Source organism: Virgibacillus sp. MG-45, assembly GCF_036409425.1.
Lineage (GTDB): Bacteria > Bacillota > Bacilli > Bacillales > Amphibacillaceae > LDC-1.
In genome coordinates this window covers 44,432-68,019 of record NZ_JAXOFU010000004.1, presented here as the reverse complement: position 1 = coordinate 68,019, position 23,588 = coordinate 44,432, and the positions used below count along the sequence as shown (strand labels likewise).

Sequence of the window (23,588 nt, the reverse complement as noted above, 5' to 3'; positions counted from 1 at the left end):
CTAGTTACATTAATTATACGGTACTTGAATTAATATTCTAGTACCTTTTCCAATTTCTGATTCTATTTTTATCTTACCATCAAACATTTCAACACGCTCTCTCATGCCAATTAATCCAAATGACTTATCGCGCTTAACACTTTGATCAAAGCCAATCCCATTGTCTTTAATAACGACAGTCAACGTATTGTTTCGAATTTCCATCCTTACTTCGATTAAACTCGCCTGTGCATGCTTCACTGCATTTTGAACAGCCTCTTGTATTAAACGGAAAAACGCAACTTCATATTTACTATTTAAACGATCTTCTTCTCCAAAGGATTTAAAATCAATCGTTACATCGTTATATTCTGAAACAGTAGACAGATATTTTTTTAAAGTTGGGATTAATCCTAAATCATCTAATGCCATAGGACGAAGATCATAAATAATTCGACGGACCTCATATAATGAAGAGCGAATCATCTTCCGGACGCTTTTTATTTCCTCTAATCCCTTATCAAGCGTTCCCTCTCGAAATGTTCGGTCCACCAGCTCAGACCGTAACAATATATTGGCAAGCATTTGCGCTGGACCATCATGTATTTCACGAGAAATTTTGCGGCGCTCTTCCTCTTGAGCCTCAATAATTTTCAATCCAAATTCCTGTTTTTCCTTTGCCTCTTCAATCAATTCATTTACTTGACGAAAATCATCGGTTAAGTAATTTAGTACGACAGAAATTTTACCAGCTAAACCTTGAGCGCGTTCAATCGTCTGTTCCAACGCAACAATTCTTCGCTCTAGTTCATCGCGTTTTTCACGCAACACCTGCTCTTCCTGTCGCATTACTGCTAATTGCGTTTGCATCGCATGTGTTTTTTCGTAAACCTCACGAATTTCCGTTTCAGAATAACGATCAAAGTATTTACTCACTTCAGATAGCCGTTGTCTTGAATACCTTACTTTATGCTCGAGTTTGTCGCCATTCTCAATATGATCGATTACTTTATTCTTCGTTTCTCTTAACTCCCGTACGAGTACCTCGTGTTCAGTGCGTGCTTCTTCACTAATGTTAAAAATTTCATCCTTGCTATTTTCTACAACATCAATCATCTCATGAATGATATTGTCTAGATCTTTTTCACTTGTTTTTATCGCCATAATCAACACCAACCTATGATATAATCATACGGAGTCTTCGTACTTTTTAAAAGGGTCTTTTTTCTTAGTTCTAGTAATTTTTTCCTTGAACACCACGAAAAAGCTAATTTTTACAATAAATATTAGAATTTTTCTAGTACGATATGTAGTAAAAGCACATGAAAGCACTGGCAACAAGAATAATTTATTGAAAAAGTATATATCTATGCTACTTCATTATATACTATCTTTTATCAGATTTGGAGGTTAACATGTTATCAAATTACTTAACAGTAAAAAAAGAAGGTTCAAATGAAATCACAATTCAAAAATCACGATTTATTGGCTATGTTCGTAGAGTAGAATCTGAAAAAGACGCGCAAACGTTTATTCAGGAAATTAAAAAAAAGCATCATGATGCAACTCATAATTGCTCCGCATACATGATTGGTGAGCATGATCAAATCCAAAAGGCAAATGATGATGGAGAACCAAGTGGAACTGCTGGAATACCAATTCTGGAAGTTATAAAAAAACAGCACCTAAAGGATACCGTGGTAGTTGTTACAAGATATTTCGGCGGCATAAAATTGGGCGCAGGTGGATTAATCCGTGCATATGGAACTGCCACTTCGCAAGCAATTCAAGCAACAGGTGTTGTGAACAGACAATTGATGCAAGGATTTTCACTTACTATTGATTACCCATTACTCGGAAAAATCGAAAATGCTTTACGATCCTCCAATTATATTTTAGAAACCATCCACTATTTAGAACAAGTTGAATGTATTGTTTACGTAAAAGCCGATGAAGAGGATACATTCCAAGCTTGGATAACAGATTTTACAAACGGCCAAGCCTCCATAAAGAAAGTCGATAAAAAATATGTAGAAGTCGATGTTTCAAATTAATAAGGAGAAGACGCTAGGACAAAACAAGAGCGTTTGCCTCAAAATACGAACAATGGGATCGCTTTTACCACGGGCATAAGCGCGTAGAAAAAGCGATCTTCTTTTCAAGATGTCTCACCCTTCACAACCACTCGATCAATTCATCTAGTTAAAGTCTTAAACATCTCATTTGATTTTCATAAAAAATTCTTTTGTCCCAGTCCATTAAAATTCTACTTTAGATAAAGCTGCTTCATCAGCAATCAATGTTACGTTTCCGTGCTTTTGTAAAATGGAAGCTGGAAATTCCTCACTAATCTCTCCCTCAACTAAACGTGCAACCGCATCCGCTTTATTTTCTCCAGAGACGAGTAAAATAATTGCTTTACTTTCCATTATCGTTTCAATTCCCATTGTAATTGCCTGTGTTGGAACAGCGTCTAACGAGGAAAAAAAGCGCGCATTCGCTTCACGAGTTGAAGCATCTAACTCTATCACATGCGTTCTGCTTTCAAATGAAGTGCCTGGTTCATTAAAGCCGATATGACCATTTAAACCTAATCCCAGAATTTGTACATCAATATTCCCTGCTTGTTTTATTTTCTGTTCATAGTCATTACATTCCTGCTCTAAATCCTGTGCAGAACCATTTGGCAAATGGCTCTGCCCTTTTTGGATATCAATGTGTTGAAATAATTTGTCATTCATATAATAACGATAACTATTTGGATCCGCTGCATCTAATCCTACATATTCATCTAAATTAAACGTTGTTGCTTTTTTCAAAGTCAGATTTCCTTGATTATATTGTTCAATCATATGCTGATAAAGCCCTTCGGGGGTAGAACCTGTCGCTAATCCTAATACAGGATTTTCCACTGAATTAATGATTTCTACTATTTCTGCATACGCTTTTTCACTCATTGCTTCGTAATTTGCTGTTTTTATTATTTGCATTTTTATTTTTCCTCCTCGTAAGCTACCACACCGCGACATACCGCAAGCTTAATATTTATTTGGTTATCAACTAACAATACATCTGCATCTTTACCTACTGAAATGCTTCCTTTTCTATCAAACACACCAAGCTGCTTAGCTGGATTCATAGAAGCCATCTCGACAACATTTTGAATGGTGACGTCCCGAAGACGCAACATTTGCTGCACACCCTCATTCATTTTTAAAATACTTCCAGCCAATGTACCATCCTGAAGTACTGCTCGATCCTCTGTAACCGTAACTGGCTGACCGCCAAGCTCATAATCACCAGCATGTAAGCATTTAGCCCGCATTGCATCTGTTATAAGGATCAATCGTTCACTTCCCATATTTTGATAAATTATTTGCATCATTTCCGGAGAAACATGAATGCCATCAGCAATTAGTTCTGCTCGTAATGCTTCCAGCTGAAACGCTGCCCCGACAGCTCCAATATCTCTGTGATGGATGCCATTCATTGCATTGCAAATGTGTGTTACTTGTCGAACACCATTCGCTACTGCTTTTTTCATCTCCTCTATTCCTGCGTCAGTGTGACCAGCAGACACATTTACCCCAGTCTCAGCAAGATATCGAATAAAAGATCCATCTTCGTCAAGCTCAGGTGCCATTGTAATAGTTTTTATTGAACCCTGTGCAACTTGTTGCCACTTTTTGAATTGTTCAATGCTTGGCTTCATAATGTATTCTAAGGGCTGCGCACCTTTTTTACTTGCTTCAATAAATGGTCCTTCTAAATGAACCCCAATTATCTCGGCTTGTCCAGATTTACTCGTATATTGTGCAACATTTTTCAATGCACGCGTAATATTTTCTGGAGATTGCGTGATCGTTGTTGCCAAAAAGCTTGTCGTTCCTTCCCTTGGTAATACAAGAGCCATTTTGTCTAGTGCTTCCTCTGTAGCATCCATGACATCTGCTCCGTTTGCCCCATGAATATGGCCATCAATAAAACCTGGAATTGCATTTAACCCTGTTCCATCAATAATTTTAAAGGAGGGCGGGTAGCTTTCTGGCTTCCTTCCATCAGAATATATTTGCTTTATTTGTCCATTTTCCAAAAGTAATGAACCATTCTCTATTACTCCATCTTCCGTATAAACCGTAACATTTGTAAGATACAATGATGTCTGATTAGGCATGGATATTCCGTCCTTTCATAGTCCTTTACAAATATAAAGCTAGCATAGTACTTCATAAAAGTCTATTGCGATTACTATCCTATTCATCAAGCTGTCATCTTTTAATGGATGCTGCCATCCGAGTATACGTATGACGCTTTCCACGTATTGCGATAGAATAATTCATTATGTTTTCAGGTGGTGCAATTCCATGTAGTCCCGCGTCTCCAATATGGTGTACGTCTGCACCAGCCATTTTATTATATAATGCGATATTTTGAATCGTTTCAACAGTAGAACCTTCTTGACTTGTTCCTATTGTCGTAAGAGCTAGTGCTCCTTCATTATGAATAGCTTGGATTAGACGCTCTGTTTTAGATAAAGTGGCACCTGGCACTGTTCCAACACCAGGAACCAGTACAATGTCTGCTCCGGCTTGAACAAATCGTTGAACGGAAACATTGTCCGCCAATCCTTCAGCTGTATCTATTTTTGTACCAGCACCGTGCATTTTACCAGCAATAATTAGGATTTTATCCCCTGCGATATTCTTCACCATTTTAATCGCCTTCTCAATGGCATCATTAGATACACCTGTTTTCGGATTACCAGTCAGACAAATAAAATCAACACCAAGGCCTATTGCTTTTTGAATCGTATTATCTGTCGCCCGTCGTCCTGCCGGCAATTGCTCTAATGTTTCTAACTCATTAGCGTGAATATCTACTGGCTCTAAATTAATTCCAACAGGTCGCCCAACTAGTTCCTTTACCGTTTGGATAATATCGTTTGTTTCTACTTTCTTCTCTAAAAGCTCTAAACCTTCAACGCTAGGCTTGTCAACATCAAATACATTTAACAAAACAAGATCCGCCCCAAATGCTGCTACATATTCTGCATTTGTTAAGCCTGGATATAATGGCGTAGTGGAGCACACGACTTCTGCAAGCATGGTTCTTCCCTCTGAAGCCTGAATAGATTGCAAGAGTTCATCTTTATTCATTGAAGCGAAATCAGAAGCAGTACAATTTAACAATCGTTTCATAATTATATTCCTCCTCGTATATTACGTTTAGGCACTATTTTTCGTGATAACTTTTATTTCCACTTGACACAGCTCCAGTGGTCTCTAATTACAAAGAGGCTAATGCCTATGTGCTCATAAGCATTAGCCTGCATTATTCATTTAAAAATCATCAAATTTGGATTTTTAAACGTATCCATACTATCTTCCCACCTAAAATCAATAGTATAAGGAAAAAACTTACTATCCGTTCCATCAATTTCGCAAACAGTTTGTCCAATGTTACGCTGTTATTATACAGCAATAAACTTTGATAATCATCCATTCCAACGTAGCATTTCTAATCTGTTGCTGTTCGTCTTAATTCAGTAAGCTCAAATATAAGTGCTTGAATTAGTTCTTCAGACGTCTTTATCTTTTCATTTTCTGTCTCTGCAATTACCTTTTGTAATACATGCTTATAATATTCCCGTTCACTCATTTCTTCACCCTCTTAAAAAGTATCCCAATATTAGATTATTTTAACCGTACGGATTGACAAATTCTTTTAGTAGTCGGCAAAAAATGCAACGTAACCGAAGAATAACATATATAACTATAGAATACTGTCGATTTTTGACGTTCTATCTATATAATTTTCGAAAGCTTTATGATGTTTTTGTCTTTACCTATCTTTGTGCTATTAAAAAAGACATCATGTAGCATCACCTTATTGTTTTTGTCCTTGCACAAAACTTGTTTCAACTATCTTATGCACGGAAACAGTTTAAGGTTACTAAAGATACGATAACGAAAAATGCTACCCTACCATAATGATATTAGAAGAGTATGTAAATTTAGGATGTTATGCGATACAACATAAGAATAATCATGAAAGGGATTATGCTTAATTCATTACCGAATGACAATTAGTTCCATCGTACTACGTATTGGAACAAAAATCCATATTTAAATTTATGGAAAGGTTAATTTTATGTATTGTTGTCAACTTTTATACACAATCAATGTTCATTAGGTTAAGAAAGAAGCTTGTTGCTGACGCAGGTAAGACAGAGCACCTCCAGTTTACGTGGGATGAATCTTCAAATGTTGGAGGAGAGCAAACCTACACATGTAAAAAACACAAGAAAAAATACTACAGTATCATCTCCGTAGTATGCAAAAATATATTATTTAATTAGGGTAATCGCATTTCAAATCAAGAGTGGTTCTCTTGCTTGTTTTTCCACTTGCTAAATTCCAAAAACTCCTTGAACTGTTCTTTTGTAATGCCTGAATCCATTGCCTCTTTGACAATTTGCAGCCATTCATGATCAAGCACTTCCTCTTGTGAATCATGGTTGTCATCAAGCAACTCATTAACAGTTACCCCTAACACACTACTGATTTTTTCCATAAAATGGATTGATGGATTCCGTTGCAAGTTGCGCTCAATGGAACTTAGATAGGATTTTGCTACATTTGCTCGCTCAGCCAATTCAGATATAGACAGGTTCTTTTCTGTCCGTAATTGTTTGATTTTTTCACCTATCAAGCATCTCACCTTCTTTCATTGCGAATTATACCACAAAATAGGTGAGCAGTTCTATATATAGTACGTTTTTCAATTCGCTATGTACATGATTTATTTTCTTCTATAAATAAACGTACATCTTCCACTGATAGCCCTACAGCCTTCGCCTCCTTTATTAGCATAATCCATTCCTCATCCAATACAACTTTTCCCATTATACTTTCCATTTCCCCCATCCCCCAATATAACGCTCAGGCAATCCAGCCGTCCTAGCAATTACGTTAGACCTGTGATTTTGCGTCCTTACCTTTCAATAAGTTTGCCTTTATTCTGAGGAAGTTTTTTCTCTATATGTCTAATATACTATACGAGTAAGGACTTTTGGTTGACTTGTTTTGTCATATTAAAACTAGTTTTGTATAATGCCTCACATCATTTTGTCTATATTTGCAGGAAAATTATGATTCGATATCTAATTTCTTTTTCCTGAACAATGTCTTTCGTACTTGTAGGAGATAAACCGCAGTTCCAACACTTAATAAGATGATACCAATTAAAATATACTGAAACATAGCTGTTGCCGTGTTTGGTAATTTACTTCCTGATGGCAAAGCACTATTTATTGACCCTTCTGCATAAATTTCTAGTTCAAATGCTGTTCTCAACCCTTGAAAATCATTTCCTAACTCACTTGGCATGGACACTGTAAAAGTAATTACATCTGAATCTTTCTCTTTTAATTCGCGACTTTCGAGCTGTTGAAAGTCTTTCACCAACCCATCATATAAAGTCGAGTGTTCATCTGAAATTCTTAATGTTAGATGGTCATACAGCTTCTCAGATCCATCTACAAACCTTTCATTAACGATATAACCAACCATTCCTGTGCTATTACTTGTAACCGTTAATGTTTTACTTGCATAGTCTCCTGGTTTCATTTCTTCAATATGAAAAAGAATAGTGCTGGGATTCGTAGAAAGTTCAACATTAAATTCTTCTTCAGCATGCACCAAAGAAATACTGGAAAACACCATTATTACAATGGTGAAAAAAATTGTTTCTTTTAGTTTCATTCTATCCACCCCTCCCAGCTTTAGTAGATAGCTGCAGGGGAATCGTCAAATTCCCCTGCAGCTCTTCCCTTAATAATTAATTGCCATTATTAGCCTGTTCATTGGATTCTACATAGCCTTCTTCGTCGGAAACATCCTGCCCATCCCATTGTCTCGCTTCAAACATAAATTCGATTGCAGCAGCATCTCCTTGATATTTGTTCTGTACATATGTGCCATCTTCATTTTTTGTTTGGTCATCTTTAAAAGCAATTTTGATAAGCACATTGTCTGGATCATACGGATCGACTGGAAGTCCCGTCCATTGATCAGGATTTACTGTTGACACATTCAATCGATTTGAAGCTACATCAATATATGCTTGATCGACACTATTCCAGACACGTTCTCTAGCAGCTTGGATAGAAGCTGGATCCTCCCCTGGACGATCGCCATGGATCGTACCAGATGCTAAATAAAAATCGCCTAAAGATACATTCTCAAGAATAATATTCTTCGGGAATTCCCCATCCCCACTGCCTTCATTTCCTACATTCATGATGGTAACTTCAAACTGGTTTAAGTAGTCAACAACGGTATTTTCTCCCCACGTATCCTCATCCTCATAGCCTGGCATTCCTGGCTCATTTGGCGCATAGTCTTGAAAGTCAACGGTCTCTATAGACAAGAGCACATCTTTTATCGCTAGTGAGCCATCATTTTTAAGCTGAAGCTGTCTTGTCATATGGTCACCAGGCTTTAAGTTAGAAATATCAAAGTTTACCGGCTGTCCATTCAGTTCATTTAAAGAAAGTTCCAAGGTTCCTGCCGCAACGCCACCTTCTACATTTTCCACATCATTAAACGCTGCCCATGTTCCTACTCCAATTAATGAGATTCCGAGTGTGGCAGCAATAGCTCCACTTGTTAATCGTTTTTTAATACCCATCTTTTACGCTCCCCCATTCAATTTTTTAGTCGTTGCTGCGATCTTCACCAGGCATTTGTGTAGCTTCAAAGCGTAAATTAATCGCTGCACCTTCTCCTTGGTATTTGTTTTGCTCAAAGAAGCGAGAGCCATCATAGCGAGTATCGTCCTCTACAAACGTAATTTTTACATCAAAATCATGAGAATCTCCCGGTTCTAATGAAGCCACACCCGCTCCTTCAAAGGTAACGCTTTGATTAGCATGAGCTACTAATTCATCTAATGTAAATGTCTCTCCCATCACTTCAACTTGAAATTGGCGGAGAAAATCTACTTCGTTATTAACACCATCATCAGGTAATTGGTTATGGAGCACATCTTCCCATCCTGAAGCAAAACTCGTTAATAAGATCTCATCAATCGCTAGCGACCCGTTATTCGTTAAGGTCAATGTTTTTTCAAACCAATCGCCTGGCTTTAAATTGCTTAGATCAAACAACACATCTGTATTTGTTTCTAAATCTAGTGTTCCTGCTGCAAAGCTGTTGTCGACAGTTTCTACATCATTAAATGCAGCATACGTTCCGCCAGCAACAAGTGACAATCCAAGCGCGCCTGCTAGAATACCTGTTGTCATTTTTTTCTTCATACTCATTTCCCATTCCTCCTAAATAGTTTTCACCCAATTGGGTATGTATATTGAACCCTTGTTCAAGGGGAACAATTATTAAGCAATTGTCTGTTCCTCTGTTTTCGAGTCTTTTGTTGTTTGTTCGATTTCTTTTAATGCACGGTGAATCGTAAATATTGAATACGCCAGTAGCATGATTCCGGGAACAATGAGAAGTAATGCTACACCTAAAGGTGTGCTCGCGTATCCAAGCAAATATCCGATAAATGGCACCGTAATTCCGGTATACTTTGCAGTAACATTTTGAGGGAGAACTAGATTCATATCTGGATTTTTATTATTGTCACCCTTTGTTCGAAACTGTGTTGCCTCCCCCTGATTTATTACTTCAATAACGCGATGGGTAACAAGCTGACTATTACTTTGCTTATAAGTAATCACATCACCTTTTGAAATCGCATTTGGATTCTCCATTTGCTTGACGATAATGACCGATCCTGTATCAAAGGCAGGCTCCATCGATCCAGAGAGGACAGTTTTCACTTGATAGCCAAACAGTTCTGGCTCGCCTCCTGATGCACGTGCAGAGAGTACCAAAATTGTCATTCCAAGTAACACAACAATTAATAATGTAGACATTGTATTGCTAATCATTGTCCAAGCTTTTTTCTTCCGGTCCTGTTGATGGCTTTCTTTTCTACTTTCATAGCTTGTTGTTGTCATGTATCATCCCCTCCAATATTCGAAGCTTCTTCCTTCCCTTCCTGTTCATTTCCATCTTTGGTATTCGGTTCTTTTTCAGCAGGACTCTCCTGACTTTCAGTCTCTTTTATTTGCCCTTCCTCCGGAACAACTACTTCCTCATTAGCCTCGTTCTTTTTTGTTTTAGGTTCAGATTCCTTTTGCTTTTCGTTCTTTTCTTCAAACTGTTCCTTATCAGGCGTATTGACCGTCGTCTGATTTCCTAGACAATTATTCAAATCCTCTACCGTAAGTTCAATCATTCCTCCCCAAGGTGTACTATTCCCGGGATGTCCTGGTCGCTGATATGCCTTAAATTTATATTTTCCTGGTCGTAATTCATTAGCAGAGAAACGAAGTGTAACAGTTTCACCACTTTCTAGTGCAGGGATCTCTCCTGAATATATCGTCTCACCTGGGTGACCATTATTCGGTCCTTTCTCTTCAAATGGAGCATACTGTATATCAAATGTTGAAGGGCCAGCCATATCACTGCTATCTTCTTTGTTTTTTATCATTGAAAATAATTCTACTGTGCCACTATTGCATGTAAATCCAAAGCTTCCATCGCCTTCCATTGCGACTAACGAGCTCTTATCCCATTCTTCATCTGGATCTCCAGGTTCCTCTTCCTGCTCCCAGTCAACGTGTAAATAATTAGAAACATCCTCTATGTCATTAAAGCTCGCATTTGTATATGTATTAAAATACGTTCCTGCTAGGAGTACACAAGCCCAGACTAACAATAATTGAAACCCTACCTTTGTTCGTCTATATCTTTTTTGAAATTTTTTATACCGCTTTAATCGCACGGCTCCCTCCTCCTATCTTCCTTGTTCTTTTTAAAGAACACATTTGGTAAAAAAATAGCCAATATTGTTTCAGTTCCGTTCGTTCTTTTTAAAGAACGAGTTCATAAAGATTATAAAGGACACACCTTTGTTTGAAAACCTTTAAATCTAGGCAAATATTCTATATTAAGAACAAATATCTCTTGTTTAATCGATTTCCCTTTGATTTATGCATGTTTTTACTTATTTCTATTATTTTTGTTCCTTATAAAGAACAAGTGACTTTTCAGTTTCTATTTTCTTCTATATACTAGATGAAACAAAACGTTAAAATAATAATATTACAGGGTGAAAAGAGCTTAAAGAAAGGGGAATGATATTTGAAAAGGCTAGCAATTCTTTTCATACTTTTAGGGGTATGCTTGACAACCATTGGTGGTTACCAATGGTATCAGACAAACGCTGCTCAAAATAAAAGCTTGCAAGAGGCAAAACAACTAGTAGAAAAAAATCAGCTTCCATCAAGTAATGGACATACAGATACAATTTCTTTTCCTGATCAGTTCAATCCATCTGTGGGAGAAACCGTTGGACTTCTTCATATTCCAAAGCTTTCTGCACAATTGCCAATCGTCGAAGGTACAGATGAAGATGAATTAGAAAAAGGTGTTGGTCATTACCGTGGGACCGCTTATCCTACGCAACAAGATCAAATTGTACTGTCTGGACATCGAGACACCGTTTTCCGGAGGATGGGGGAACTCGAAATTGGTGATATACTTACTATCCAGTTACCACCATATGGAAGCTTTTCCTATGAAATTTCAAACACGAAAGTTGTTCCCGCAAATGATCGATCCATTATCGTTCCAACAGCACCAAATGAAGTTTTAACCGTTACTACATGTTATCCCTTCACGTATATAGGCAATGCACCAGATCGATATATTATTACTGCACTACCTATCGAATCGAAAAAGAAATAATTAGAATAAATAGACGAACGAATTAATGTTCGATATAATTTGATTCAACGAATATAATTACAACAAGATACATTTAATATTAATCATGCTAGATGAGGAGAATATACGTGGAATTAAGAACAGATAAGCGTAAGCGAAAAAAGAAGAAATGGTTAAAGTGGATTGGAATTAGTTTAATTACTGTCCTACTAATAGGGGGAGGCTTCCTCTACTATATGTGGGATAAGCTTGGGGACACGATTGAAACAATGCACAATCCTTTAGCAAGAGATGATGATCCTGATCGTCAAAAAGAAATCGAATCCATTTTCAAAAAGAATCACACAGTAAATATTCTATTACTTGGTGTAGATCAAAGGCCTGGAGATAAAGGAAGATCAGATACAATGATTCTTATGTCCTTAAATCCTAAAACCAACTCTATGGTAATGCTTAGTATCCCAAGGGATACATACGTTACTCTTCCAGGAAGAAATAAGGATAAAATTAATCATTCCTATGCTTATGGAGGAGTCGAACTGTCTGTTCAAACTGTAGAAGAAACATTTGATGTTCCCGTTCATTTTTACGCCAAGGTTAACATGGAAGGCTTCCAGCAAGGTGTTGACGCCCTAGGTGGCGTAACGGTACAAAATGATCAAGCGTTTTCTCAAGGAGGACGAACATTTGAAAAAGGCAAAATTCACTTAAATGGAGAAGATGCTTTAAAATACATTCGGATGAGAAAAGGAGATCCACGCGGAGACTTAGGGCGAAATGAACGACAACGAAATGTGATTACTGCTGCAATGAATGAAGCAGCGAGCTTTTCCAGTATAACTAAAGTTGGCGAGATTTTTGGTATCTTAGGAAACAATGTTGAAACAGATTTAAACAAAGACCAATTACAAAATCTTTTCTCTAACTATCGCAACACAAGAAATAACATGAAAACATTAGAGATTAAAGGCAGCGGACAAACTATTGGAAAAGTATGGTATTATGTAGTTCCTGATTCAGAATTCGCTCGAATCACGAATGAAATCAAATCACATATGCAAGCAAAATAATATGAAATACTAATCAGTGAGGACTTTTTCATCTCTCACTGATTTTTAATTGAACAGAAAAATGACATTTACTTTCAGCATATCCTTCCCTTACCTTATCCTGCTTCTCATCGGATTGAAATACTACTAGTTATGCGGAAATAACCAATAATTAACCGATTAGGTGGCTTTTTATTGTCTATGCCGCCATGCTATAATGAGACTATGTACGTTATCATATTGAGGGGGTTCATATGAGAAAAATACAATTTATTCTTATAATGATGTTAATCTTATTTGTAACTGCATGTTCGAACGATGATCAAGTTACACCAAACGATCGTTTTGAACAATATGCAGCACATTGGAATAAGCAGGCGTTCGATAAGATGTATAGCATGCTATCCAACGAAGCTACTACTCTATATCCAACAGAAGAAGTCGTTGATCGCTATAAAAAAATATATGAGGATCTTTCGATTACAGATGTGAACGTATCGTTTTCGAAGCTTAGTGAGGAAAAATTGAAAGCAGCAACAAAAAATGGAGAAGCTACCATTCCATTTACTGTAGAAATGAACAGTGCAGCAGGTCCAATTACCTTTGATTACGATGCTACACTTGTTGAACAAGGAGAAAAAGATAACAAAAATTGGTTTATTAATTGGGATCCCGGCTTTATATTTCCTCAAATAAAAGATGGAGGGAAAATAAGAATTAATACGGTGCAACCAACTCGCGGTGAGATTGAAGATCGAAATAAAATGCCACTTGCTATTAATGCTAGTGTGTGGGAAATCGGTGTCGTTCCGGAAGAGCTTGTTGCAAGTAGTAAGCAAACAATAGCTTCCTTGCTCAACATGTCAGTTGAAACAATTGATAAGCAATTAAACGCTAGCTGGGTAAAACCAAATTTATTTGTCCCATTGAAAAAAGTACCACCAGCAAATGAGGCATTGCTAGAGAAACTATGGGCGATCAATGGGGTAAAAGGAAAGGAAGTAACGGGCAGAGTATACCCTGCTGGCGAAGACGCCGCTCATCTAGTCGGTTATATTGGAAAAATAACAGCTGAAGAATTAGAAGAAATTAGTGATAGAAATTACGATGCAAATGACTTGATTGGAAAACGCGGTCTGGAGCAATTATATGAAGAGAAGCTTAGAGGAGAAAAAGGAGTCACCATTTCGATTACAAAGGATGGTGAAGAGGAGCAATTCCTAGCTGAGAAGCCTGTTAAAAATGGAGAAAATATTGCATTGACCATTGATGTGAATGTACAAAGTGAAATATTTAAAAGCTTTGGTGAGGAAGCTGGAACAGCAGTGGCGATCCATCCAAAAACAGGAGAGACATTAGCATTAGTAAGTAGTCCATCCTTTGATCCAAATGATTTTATTTATGGAATACAACAAAGTAAATGGGATGAATTGCAAAAAAATCCGCAAAATCCTTTACTAAATCGGTTTGCTTCAACGTATGCACCTGGATCCGTAATGAAACCAATTACTGCTGCGATCGGCTTACAAGAGGGGACGATTAAACCTAATGAAGGTATTGAAATAAAGGGATTAACCTGGAGTAATGGAAAAGGCTGGGGAGATTATAAAGTACGACGCGTATCTACCTCTAGCAAACCAGTTGATGTCACAGATGCCCTTGTTCGTTCCGACAATATCTTTTTTGCGAAAAAGGCAGTAGAGATGGGAGATAAAGCACTTGTCGATGGCCTAAAGCAGTTTGGAATTGGAGAAGATGTTCCATTTGAATACCCGATAACACCATCATCTATATCTGCTTCAGGAAGTTTAGACGATGAAGTGCTATTAGCGAATACAAGCTATGGTCAGGGAGAAATTCAATTAAGTTCTTTACATTTAGCAGCTGCATTTGGAGCTTTTCTCAATAATGGGACAATGGTTAAGCCAACGCTTTTACTTACAGAAGAAACGGGTCAACCTTGGAAAAAGGATATTCTTTCAGCAGACCATGCACAACTCATTCAAAAAGCGTTGCGAAAAGTTGTCACGAATGGAACAGCAAAAGAAGCTCAAAAAGCAGATTTTCCGATATCAGGAAAAACAGGAACTGCTGAACTAAAATTAAATACTGGAGAAGATGGCGATGAAAATGGGTGGTTCGTTGGTTATCCAACAGATGAACAAAATATTGTCATCGCAATGATGCTTGAGAAGGTTCAAGATAAAGGAGCTAGCCATCTTACAACTGAGAAAGTAACAAACATTTTAAAAGCAATTCGATAACTGAAAACACCTGTACACGATTTTATCTCGCGTACAGGTGTTTTCTTCATTTATTATATTTTTTTCTTCGTTGCAGTAAAGTATAAATACCAAGCAACGAGTCCAAACATCACAATCGATACCATTGGACCAAATAACGTCTCTGCTGGTAATGTAATTCCAGCTGTTATAGAAAGTGCAATCATTACCCCCATTAATGCTTCACCAGCAATTAAACCTGATGACAGTAAGATTCCACGCTCCACTTTTTCTTTACGTTCTTCTTTGGATTTCGCTCTTCGTTCTACAATCCACTTAATTAATCCACCAACCATAATTGGTGATGTTAAATGTATTGGTAAATATAATCCTACTGCAAATGGTAATGAACCGATTCCAAACAACTCCACTACTGCTGCAGTTGCCATTCCGATAAAAATTAAATTCCAAGGAAGATCACCATTCATGATTCCTTCAACCACCATAGACATAAGAACCGCTTGTGGTGCAGGTAAATCTGATGATCCAAAGCCATATGCATTATCTAATAAAATTAGGATAAAGCCAATCACTATACTCGTAATAAGCACACCATAAAGCTGCGCAATTTGTTGCCATTTTGGAGTAGCTCCTACAATATATCCGGTTTTTAAATCCTGTGAAGTATCTCCTGCAATTGCCGCAGCTATACAAACAACAGAACCAATAATAATCGCAGATACCATACCCGCTTCACCGGTTTGTCCTACTAAAGACAATACAATCGTAATGAAAATTAAAGCTGCGATTGTCATCCCTGATACCGGATTTGAAGAAGAGCCAACAATTCCGACAATGCGTGATGAAACAGTTACAAAGAAAAATCCAAATACTAACAGGAGTAGCGCACCAACAATTCCAACCTCAATATGTGGGAAGAATGTTAGAATTGCTAAAAACCCGACCGTTAAAAGAACAATCGCTTTCATTGGAATATCCTGTTCTGTACGGAGCTGCTGACTTCCACCTGCATCCTTAAATCCTTTTACAGCTCCAGTAAAGGAAGAGATAATAGTTGGCAATGTTTTGACAAGCCCCATAATTCCTCCAAATGCTACAGCTCCAGCACCAATATATCTTAAGTAATTGCCCCAAATATCATGGAAGTTCATCTCACTGATTGGAATTGCTGCAGGGTAAATAACCGTATCTGCAAATTGACCAAAATAACTGATTAACGGGATGATTCCTAGCCAACCAAGAACTGCACCAGCAAACATAATTCCGGCAATTCTTGGTCCTATTATAAATCCAACCCCTAGTAAAGCAGGTAACGTATTCATGCCAATTGCTGCGTTTTGAAATTTATAAATTTCCCATTCGATCGCAGAAGGAAAAGCCTTTACAGCATCTGTTAAGAGCTTAAATCCGGCTCCAATACCAAGACCACCAAAAATTAGTTTGGCTCCTTTTCCTCCTTCTTCTCCTGCAACAAGCACCTCTGCACACGCAGTTCCTTCTGGATAAGGAAGTGTGTCATGTTCTTTAACAATTAGTGCACGACGTAATGGAATCATTAATACAACACCAAGAATCCCACCTGCTAATGCAATAATTGCAATGGTAGTTAGGCTGGGTTGTAACTGCCAAATAAATAATGCAGGAAGCGTAAAAATCACCCCAGCCGCAAGTGATTCACCAGTGGAAGTAATCGTCTGAACGATATTATTTTCCAAGATAGATGTACGCTTCATTATGACCCGTAATATTGCCATTGAAATGACTGCAGCTGGAATAGATGCAGAAACGGTCATTCCCACGATCAATCCTAAATAAGCATTTGCTGCGCCAAATATAATTGCTAGAAATGCTCCAACAATCATAGCCATTACAGTAAATTCAGGACGTTTTTGTGAAGCAGGTACATATGGTTGAAAGCCTGCATTCCCCTTTTCCTTTGCCAAACAAAACACCTTCTTCTTTAATTTTAATGACGAATAAACAGATAGTTTTCGAAGTAATTAGAAAATTTAATTAAAATTGCAAAATTCGCCAACAGTTTTTAATATTATCATATTCTCTAAATTTTTCAAAGTATCTATGGATATAGTTTTGAGGAATTTTTTTACACCTTATGTTTCTTTTTTCTTTACCATAAAAGATAAATTGTCATTTTCATCCAATTATCCGACAGATTAACAACAGCTTGTTTATTAATATGAAAGCATTGGTATATTTCATATAAAGCTGTACCGTTAAAAAGACAAGAAAAAGGCATTTCCCATTTTTTATGAGAAATGCTTTTCGTTACAGTAGCTTCATTAATTGACGAAATGCTGTTTCATCTCGTTCATCTAATGCTTTGTCAATTAATCGCTTTACGTTTAATTGCTCTAGTTCACGAATAATAGCAGTTTGCTCCACCTTATTAATTTCTGTTTCTTCTTCAAAATATGGAGCTGTAATTGTATTGAGTTGGCGGAGAAAATCAGGTAAAGAAATAAGTTCTGACATCGACATATAAATAATATCTTTTCCTTTTTGAAAGGCAAACCGCGCACCGACATTTTCTATTTTTCTCGTAACCCGATTAATTCGAATTTCTTTCTCTTCTACCGGAATAAATTGGTACACTTTATGATTTATAAACATCGCGAAGTATTGATAGGCTAAGACAACAATTACATTTTGTTCGTCTGACTTAATGTAGTATGGTTTAAGTAATTTGACGGTTACCACTTATCCACCCCCACCACTTATAATCATAATTTTCTGTAAATTAATTTTACACAATTTTTATGAACCACGCAACTGCTTTTAGGAATTTAGAATAAACAATCGCCAAGGTTGGCGATTATTTATTCTTTTACAGCTAATAGCTGATCCGTTACTTGACGTAGGGTTAATTCTGAAATAGAATCTTTTTTCTCAATCTCATCTAGCTTCACTCGTGCATCCTTAATCTTTAATATTCCTTTTTTCATGTATCCTTTATACGCTTCGTTTAAACTGTGAATAGATGCGGCATACAAATCGTCCGTTCCTGGCGCTACTGCCTTCTCGTACATATCTAGAATGATATCTTGCTCATCTTCAGGGAAAAACTCATGTGGATCGGTACTATCAAATACTGCGAAGCCTAACTCATCAACAAGTACCATATCAATACTGTTTGGATCAAAGCTACAATGATACAATTCCGTATCATACCCACGTTCCACACAGGCTTGACATACCTTCTTCATTAAGGTCGATTTCCCTGTACCAGCACGCCCTTTAATGTAATATTTTTTGTTAACTCTTTGAAGAAGGGAAGGGAGGACATTAACGCTTCCATCTGGCGTATTTGTACCAAAAAGGCGATGGAAAACGTGTCCCTTTCCTTCTTTTTCCACAGCCCCGTTTAAGAGACTTTCAATTAAGTTTGAAGTCGTTTCGTTTGCACGGTCAAAATCCATATTTTGAATATAAATGGATTCGAGATCATCATGAACTTCTAAGCCATCAGCAAACAATGCATAAGCATTATCTAAAAGCCTATAGATTTCTCTATTCGTAGCACTATCCTGTTCAGAATATTGGATTGTTAATTCTAGGTCTACTTCCTTTACATCCAAATTCGTACCCGCCGGTATTACATCTTCTGAAACAATAGCAACAGAATCCTCTCTGTTGATGATGCCATCAAGTAAGTCCGCTCCAAACGGACTACATAATATTTCTATATTCTTTTGATTAGAAAGCTGCTTCACAAGATGATCCAATACTGCAGTTTTCACCCGTAATGATGGATGCTTTAGAACAATCACATTTTTAATCTGGTGCAAATTTGAATCTAAGAAATTTACCAGCCCTTTTGATGTATTTCCAGTGACATAATAATATGTTTTATCCAAGCTAACACATCCTTTAGTTTTAATATGACTCTCAACTAGTGTATGTGTATTGGGCTAGTTTAGTGATTCCAGTATCAAGATTTTTCTATGCAACTTGAATACAAAACATGCTACGTTTTATTCACCAAGCTATTACATTCCTCATTTGTAAACACACGCGATCTAGTTAAGAAGCGCTTTCCTTCTGGACCCTCCAACGAGAACATTCCTCCTCTTCCTTCTACTACGTCAATAATTAACTGCGTATGCTGCCAATATGCATACTGATCCTTTGCGATATAAAAGGGACACCCACCAATTTCCCCTAGCTTCATATCAGAATCGCCTACTCTAAATTCTTCTTTCGGAAAACACATCGGCGCGCTTCCATCACAGCAGCCTCCTGATTGGTGAAATAACAAGTCACCATGTAATCGTTTTAAGTGTTCGATAAGCTCTAGCGCCGCTTCGGTTGCAATGACACGTTCTACCATACCTTTTCCTCCTTATCATGCCGAAAAGAGGTGCATTCTCCTTTTCCATAATAATTAACACTTTTAAAACAGGCCTGCAGCTCCTTCTGAATAGCTAATAAGCAAATTTTTCGTTTGTTGATAATGGTCAAGCATCATACGATGATTTTCTCTACCAATACCCGATTTTTTATAGCCGCCAAAGGCAGCATGTGCAGGATATTGATGATAACAATTCGTCCACACTCTTCCTGCTTCAATTCCTCTTCCAAAACGATATGCCGTATTTATATTTCTCGTCCAAACACCAGCACCTAAACCATATAATGTATCATTGGCAATCTTCATTGCCTCTTCTTCATCCGTAAATGTAGTTACAGAAAGAACGGGTCCAAAAATCTCTTCCTGAAAAATACGCATACTATTATTTCCTTTAAAGATGGTTGGTTGAACATAATATCCGCCGGCTAATTCTCCTGCTAATTGATTGACATCTCCACCAACGAGCACTTCCGCTCCTTCTTGTTTTCCAATATCCAAATAGGACTTAATCTTTTCAAGTTGCTCTGTAGAAGCCTGTGCTCCCATCATTGTTTCTGTATTTAATGGATGCCCAACTTTTATTTGTTTGACACGCTCTATCGCCCGCTCCATAAACGAATCATAGATTGATTCATGGATAAGCGCTCTTGATGGACACGTACATACTTCCCCTTGATTAAGTGCAAACATCACAAGCCCTTCAATCGCCTTGTTTAAAAATGCATCATCCTTATCCATGACATCTGGCAAAAATATATTTGGCGATTTACCACCTAATTCAAGCGTCACTGGAATGATATTTTCGGACGCATATTGCATAATAAGTCTTCCCGTCGTCGTTTCTCCAGTAAATGCAATTTTGGCAATACGGGAATTAGTGGCTAACGGTTTTCCCGCTTCTACACCAAAACCATTGACCACATTTACCACACCATCTGGTAGTAGATCTTTTATTAAATCTAGTAACACATGAACCGATGCAGGCGTTTGTTCAGCAGGCTTTAAAATAACACAGTTTGCTGCCGCTAATGCTGGAGCTAGTTTCCAAGTAGCCATCAAGATAGGAAAGTTCCATGGAATAATTTGTCCGACAACACCTAAAGGTTCTTGGAAGTGATAGGCTACCGTATTCGAGTCAATCTGACTTATGCCACCTTCCTGTGCTCGAATCACACCAGCAAAATATCGAAAATGATCAATTGCTAGAGGAATGTCAGCGGCTAACGTTTCGCGAACTGCTTTTCCATTGTCCCAGGTTTCAGCAACCGCTAACATTTCTAAGTTATCCTCCATGCGATCTGCAATATCATTTAAAATTTGTGATCGCTCTGCTACCGAGGTTTCCTTCCAGCTTTCTTTCGCTTGATACGCTGCATCAATAGCAGCATCTACATCCTCTTTTGACGAACGAGCAACCTCACAGAAAACCTCCCCCGTTACAGGGCTAACATTTTGGAAATAAACACCATTTACTGGCGGTTGATATTTCCCGCCAATAAAATTGTCATACCTCTCTTTAAAATTCACTTTAGATCCAGTAGTATTTGGATTTGCGTATTGCATACACTTTTTCCTCCCTTATATAATTAGTGGGCAAAGGTGTATGAAGATCATGATGACTTTATTACAATTTATAAGTTTACAAAGGAATTTATGCCTACTTTTCCATGAGCTAAATGGAAGAAAAAAGCTTATAGTTTGCAAAGAAGTGTTTCTCTCTTTAGACAATCCTAATTTCGCACACAAAAAAGAGCACCCACATTTATCGTAGATACTCTCTTTACATGTTACTTCCTAAAATAAATAAAACATAATTCCAATTATAAGCAATACGTTGTTCCAACCCCTGTTAATCATATGCATGTCACATTAAAAAACGCGCATTAATTTTCTAGTTTTGGAAGCATTCGTACCTCTTGCTCCATTTCAGACTCACAGAGCGGACATTTAGGTTCCTTTGCAAAGCTATATGATGCACGCATCCAGCCATTACAATCGTCACTTGTGCATGACCATACTGCTGTTTCCTCTTCTGGAAGTGGTTCTTTTGGTCCACGAGAAAAAGACATGACAGCTACATCCCCTTTCAAGGTTCTTGTTCCATTATACTCCTTTTCAAGGAACAAAGAAAGAGCATGGATAAATCAATGTATCGCAACGGTATTTCTCTACATAAAAACAATTTATACGCTATAGTACAAAACGTTTAACAGCCTTTGCCACACCATCATTATTGTTGGTATCTGTTACAAAGTCGGCAGCTTTTTTAATTGCTTCTTGTGCATTTCCCATCGCTACACCTATTCCTGCCTGTTGTATCATTTTTATATCATTTAAGCTATCCCCAGCAGCAAATACATTATCCATTGTAATACCAATTTTTTCACAAACCGTTTTTAATGCATTCGCTTTATTAACGCCCTTTGGATTTACTTCTACGTTTGTAGGTAATGAATTTGTTAACTCAAGTCCATCTATATAGGATAATTCCTTCATCATTTCTTCTAGCTTCTGCTTGTCAAATGTATCACATCCGAGTTTTAACCAATCCTGTTCTAGATAATCATCTGGAAGTCTATCACGATATACGCCTTTCGTAGAAACCATCCACATATCTAACCCGATTTCTTTTCCTAAATGATACATTTTTTCGAGTTTAGCTGTTTCTAGCAAATGCTCTTCAATCAACTCCTTCTTAACAGTCCAAATTTGGCCACCATTACTCGTCACTAAATAGGATGTTAATCCTAAAGCTTCGGCATACGGATAACATGATTCCAACCATCGACCAGTGCTTAACACGACATGTACACCTTTGTCCATTGCCTGTGATAATACTTCTCTCGTATAATCTGTAATCATATCGTCTTTATTTAATAACGTCCCATCCATATCTAGTGCGATTAATTTTATTTGTCCCATGGAATCCTCCTTGATATTGAGTTCATCGTGCATTTCTCTATTAAGACTAAACTATCTCATCATTAATTTTGAATTCTTCGATCAAAAAGTGTTGTCGTTACATATGGAATAAATAATAAAAATATCAAAATAAAGAACAACAATTGAATGTGAAATAAGTCAACAATTAAGCCACCAAGAACAGGACCAAGCATTCGTCCTGCAGCAGCAACACTATTCACAATACCTTGATAAAATCCTGCTCTACCTTTTGGAGCTAGTTCATCTGCTAAAGTAGGAATCGCAGGCCAAACGAGCATTTCCCCAATTGTTAAAATCACCATGGCTACGGCAAACATAACAAATTGATCTGCCACCATCGCAATGATGAATGAAAATAGAAAGATCGTACTCCCAACGTAAATATACGTCTTTTGAGACTGCCATGTGAACAACTTTAATAAAGGCTGACCAAGCACAATTAGAAACCCATTAATTGCCCATAATGTACTGTATTGTTCTAGCGGAATACCTATATCTTGTGTATGTGATGCTATCGTTGATTGCCATTGACTATAAGCAAACCAAACAACAAAAAAGCCACTACACAGAATGAGAAGGGATCGAAAGGCCGACTTATTTTCAATCTTTTTGCTTTGCTCAATAACAGTCGTGTGCATTTGACGATCACGTTCCTCATCCATTCCACGAAAGAAAAACAATACCATTAACAGAAAAACAAAAAACAATGATGCATTCGCGATGAAAATATAGTTAAATGAAATACTTGCCACAAATCCACCAATTGTTGCACCAAGAGCAACACCTAAGTTTTGCGCAACGTATATTGCATTAAATGCGCGGCGTCCCCCTTCTGGCCAAATTGAACCAGCCATCGCAAACATAACTGGCCAAGTAGCACCTGTTCCAAATCCGATAAGAATCAGCATAATGGAATAAGGTACAATCGTATGATGAAACGAAAGGAATATTGCAGCCGAAGTTACGAGCAATGTGGAGTATAAAATCGTTTTATAAGGGCTAAATTTATCAAAAAGCGCTCCACCAATTAAATTACCTACGATAGCTGCTCCTTGATTCAACATTAAAATGACCCCAGCAAAAGCAAGACTTTTACCAAGTTCATTATGCATATAAATTGTATTGAGCGGCCATAAAAATGATCCTCCGGTTACATTAATCGTTGTAGCTATAACTAATAGCCAAATATATTTAGGCATCCCCATCA

24 protein-coding genes and 1 riboswitch are annotated in these 23,588 nt (G+C 37.4%); of the genes, 4 read left to right on the top strand and 20 right to left on the bottom strand.

Annotation, left to right across the window (positions count from 1 at the left end; genetic code table 11):
* Positions 1-9 precede the first annotated feature (9 nt).
* On the bottom strand, positions 10-1,143 hold the full coding sequence (locus SPK86_RS05725) for a sensor histidine kinase (protein ID WP_284139257.1): 1,134 nt from the start codon (positions 1,141-1,143) through the stop codon (positions 10-12).
* A gap of 251 nt (positions 1,144-1,394) precedes the next feature.
* On the opposite strand from SPK86_RS05725, the gene SPK86_RS05720 reads away from it, so the two are divergent.
* Entirely contained in the window at positions 1,395-2,033 is a 639-nt protein-coding gene (locus SPK86_RS05720; RefSeq protein ID WP_284139256.1) for a YigZ family protein, read from the top strand.
* A 204-nt stretch (positions 2,034-2,237) separates the two neighbouring features.
* Here the strand turns inward: SPK86_RS05720 and nagB are convergent, their stop codons facing one another.
* From nagB to tapA, 11 genes are all read right to left on the bottom strand, one after another.
* Positions 2,238-2,969 carry a glucosamine-6-phosphate deaminase gene (nagB, locus tag SPK86_RS05715; RefSeq protein ID WP_284139255.1) on the bottom strand — a complete coding sequence of 244 codons (732 nt, stop codon included), beginning with the start codon at positions 2,967-2,969 and terminating at the stop codon, positions 2,238-2,240.
* A 2-nt stretch (positions 2,970-2,971) separates the two neighbouring features.
* Positions 2,972-4,153 (bottom strand): N-acetylglucosamine-6-phosphate deacetylase, encoded by a 1,182-nt coding sequence (gene nagA / locus SPK86_RS05710; protein ID WP_284139254.1) that lies wholly within the window; start codon positions 4,151-4,153, stop codon positions 2,972-2,974.
* 94 nt (positions 4,154-4,247) lie between these two features.
* Positions 4,248-5,177, bottom strand: a complete 930-nt coding sequence (locus SPK86_RS05705; RefSeq protein WP_330948841.1) for a DUF7916 family protein — start codon at positions 5,175-5,177, stop codon at positions 4,248-4,250.
* Between the two features lie 319 nt (positions 5,178-5,496).
* Positions 5,497-5,637: a hypothetical protein gene (locus SPK86_RS05700; RefSeq protein WP_284139252.1), complete on the bottom strand. Its 141-nt coding sequence runs from the start codon at positions 5,635-5,637 to the stop codon at positions 5,497-5,499.
* Between the two features lie 717 nt (positions 5,638-6,354).
* On the bottom strand, positions 6,355-6,690 hold the full coding sequence (locus SPK86_RS05695) for a helix-turn-helix domain-containing protein (RefSeq protein WP_284139251.1): 336 nt from the start codon (positions 6,688-6,690) through the stop codon (positions 6,355-6,357).
* 77 nt (positions 6,691-6,767) lie between these two features.
* Positions 6,768-6,896 (bottom strand): anti-repressor SinI family protein, encoded by a 129-nt coding sequence (locus tag SPK86_RS05690; protein WP_284139250.1) that lies wholly within the window; start codon positions 6,894-6,896, stop codon positions 6,768-6,770.
* Positions 6,897-6,920: 24 nt separating this feature from the next.
* Positions 6,921-7,003, bottom strand: a riboswitch (cyclic di-GMP riboswitch).
* Positions 7,004-7,127: 124 nt separating this feature from the next.
* Positions 7,128-7,742, bottom strand: a complete 615-nt coding sequence (locus SPK86_RS05685) for a hypothetical protein (protein WP_330948840.1) — start codon at positions 7,740-7,742, stop codon at positions 7,128-7,130.
* A 76-nt stretch (positions 7,743-7,818) separates the two neighbouring features.
* Positions 7,819-8,670: a TasA family protein gene (locus SPK86_RS05680; RefSeq protein WP_284139248.1), complete on the bottom strand. Its 852-nt coding sequence runs from the start codon at positions 8,668-8,670 to the stop codon at positions 7,819-7,821.
* Positions 8,671-8,695: 25 nt separating this feature from the next.
* Positions 8,696-9,304, bottom strand: coding sequence for a TasA family protein (locus tag SPK86_RS05675; protein ID WP_284139247.1), 609 nt, complete (start codon positions 9,302-9,304; stop codon positions 8,696-8,698).
* Positions 9,305-9,376: 72 nt separating this feature from the next.
* On the bottom strand, positions 9,377-10,003 hold the full coding sequence (sipW, locus tag SPK86_RS05670; RefSeq protein ID WP_330948839.1) for a signal peptidase I SipW: 627 nt from the start codon (positions 10,001-10,003) through the stop codon (positions 9,377-9,379).
* Positions 10,000-10,833: an amyloid fiber anchoring/assembly protein TapA gene (gene tapA / locus SPK86_RS05665; RefSeq protein ID WP_330948838.1), complete on the bottom strand. Its 834-nt coding sequence runs from the start codon at positions 10,831-10,833 to the stop codon at positions 10,000-10,002. Before tapA ends, sipW begins: the two co-directional genes overlap by 4 nt.
* Before the next feature lie 359 nt (positions 10,834-11,192).
* Here tapA and SPK86_RS05660 point away from each other — a divergent pair, with 359 nt between their 5' ends.
* The 3 genes from SPK86_RS05660 (at position 11,193) to SPK86_RS05650 (ending at position 15,090) form a co-directional block, all read left to right on the top strand.
* Positions 11,193-11,798: a class D sortase gene (locus SPK86_RS05660; RefSeq protein WP_284139244.1), complete on the top strand. Its 606-nt coding sequence runs from the start codon at positions 11,193-11,195 to the stop codon at positions 11,796-11,798.
* A gap of 107 nt (positions 11,799-11,905) precedes the next feature.
* Entirely contained in the window at positions 11,906-12,847 is a 942-nt protein-coding gene (locus SPK86_RS05655; protein WP_284139243.1) for an LCP family glycopolymer transferase, read from the top strand.
* 233 nt (positions 12,848-13,080) lie between these two features.
* The gene (locus tag SPK86_RS05650; protein ID WP_330948837.1) at positions 13,081-15,090 is read left to right on the top strand and encodes a penicillin-binding transpeptidase domain-containing protein; all 2,010 of its coding nucleotides are present in this window, start codon (positions 13,081-13,083) and stop codon (positions 15,088-15,090) included.
* Between the two features lie 53 nt (positions 15,091-15,143).
* Here SPK86_RS05650 and SPK86_RS05645 read toward each other — a convergent pair whose 3' ends face one another.
* From SPK86_RS05645 to SPK86_RS05610, 8 genes are all read right to left on the bottom strand, one after another.
* Entirely contained in the window at positions 15,144-17,021 is a 1,878-nt protein-coding gene (locus SPK86_RS05645) for an OPT family oligopeptide transporter (RefSeq protein WP_443089761.1), read from the bottom strand.
* Between the two features lie 334 nt (positions 17,022-17,355).
* Positions 17,356-17,787, bottom strand: a complete 432-nt coding sequence (locus SPK86_RS05640; protein ID WP_284139240.1) for an IDEAL domain-containing protein — start codon at positions 17,785-17,787, stop codon at positions 17,356-17,358.
* A gap of 119 nt (positions 17,788-17,906) precedes the next feature.
* Positions 17,907-18,944, bottom strand: coding sequence for a hypothetical protein (locus SPK86_RS05635; RefSeq protein ID WP_330948836.1), 1,038 nt, complete (start codon positions 18,942-18,944; stop codon positions 17,907-17,909).
* A gap of 110 nt (positions 18,945-19,054) precedes the next feature.
* A complete protein-coding gene (locus tag SPK86_RS05630) occupies positions 19,055-19,417 on the bottom strand; it encodes a DUF779 domain-containing protein (RefSeq protein ID WP_284139238.1) in 363 nt (120 codons plus the stop codon).
* A 63-nt stretch (positions 19,418-19,480) separates the two neighbouring features.
* The gene (gene exaC, locus SPK86_RS05625; protein ID WP_330948835.1) at positions 19,481-21,001 is read right to left on the bottom strand and encodes an acetaldehyde dehydrogenase ExaC; all 1,521 of its coding nucleotides are present in this window, start codon (positions 20,999-21,001) and stop codon (positions 19,481-19,483) included.
* 320 nt (positions 21,002-21,321) lie between these two features.
* The gene (locus tag SPK86_RS05620) at positions 21,322-21,507 is read right to left on the bottom strand and encodes a cold-shock protein (RefSeq protein ID WP_284139236.1); all 186 of its coding nucleotides are present in this window, start codon (positions 21,505-21,507) and stop codon (positions 21,322-21,324) included.
* 121 nt (positions 21,508-21,628) lie between these two features.
* Complete coding sequence (locus SPK86_RS05615) at positions 21,629-22,360, bottom strand: Cof-type HAD-IIB family hydrolase (protein ID WP_284139235.1); 732 nt, start codon at positions 22,358-22,360, stop codon at positions 21,629-21,631.
* 62 nt (positions 22,361-22,422) lie between these two features.
* A complete protein-coding gene (locus SPK86_RS05610) occupies positions 22,423-23,580 on the bottom strand; it encodes an MDR family MFS transporter (RefSeq protein ID WP_284139234.1) in 1,158 nt (385 codons plus the stop codon).
* Positions 23,581-23,588 lie beyond the last annotated feature (8 nt).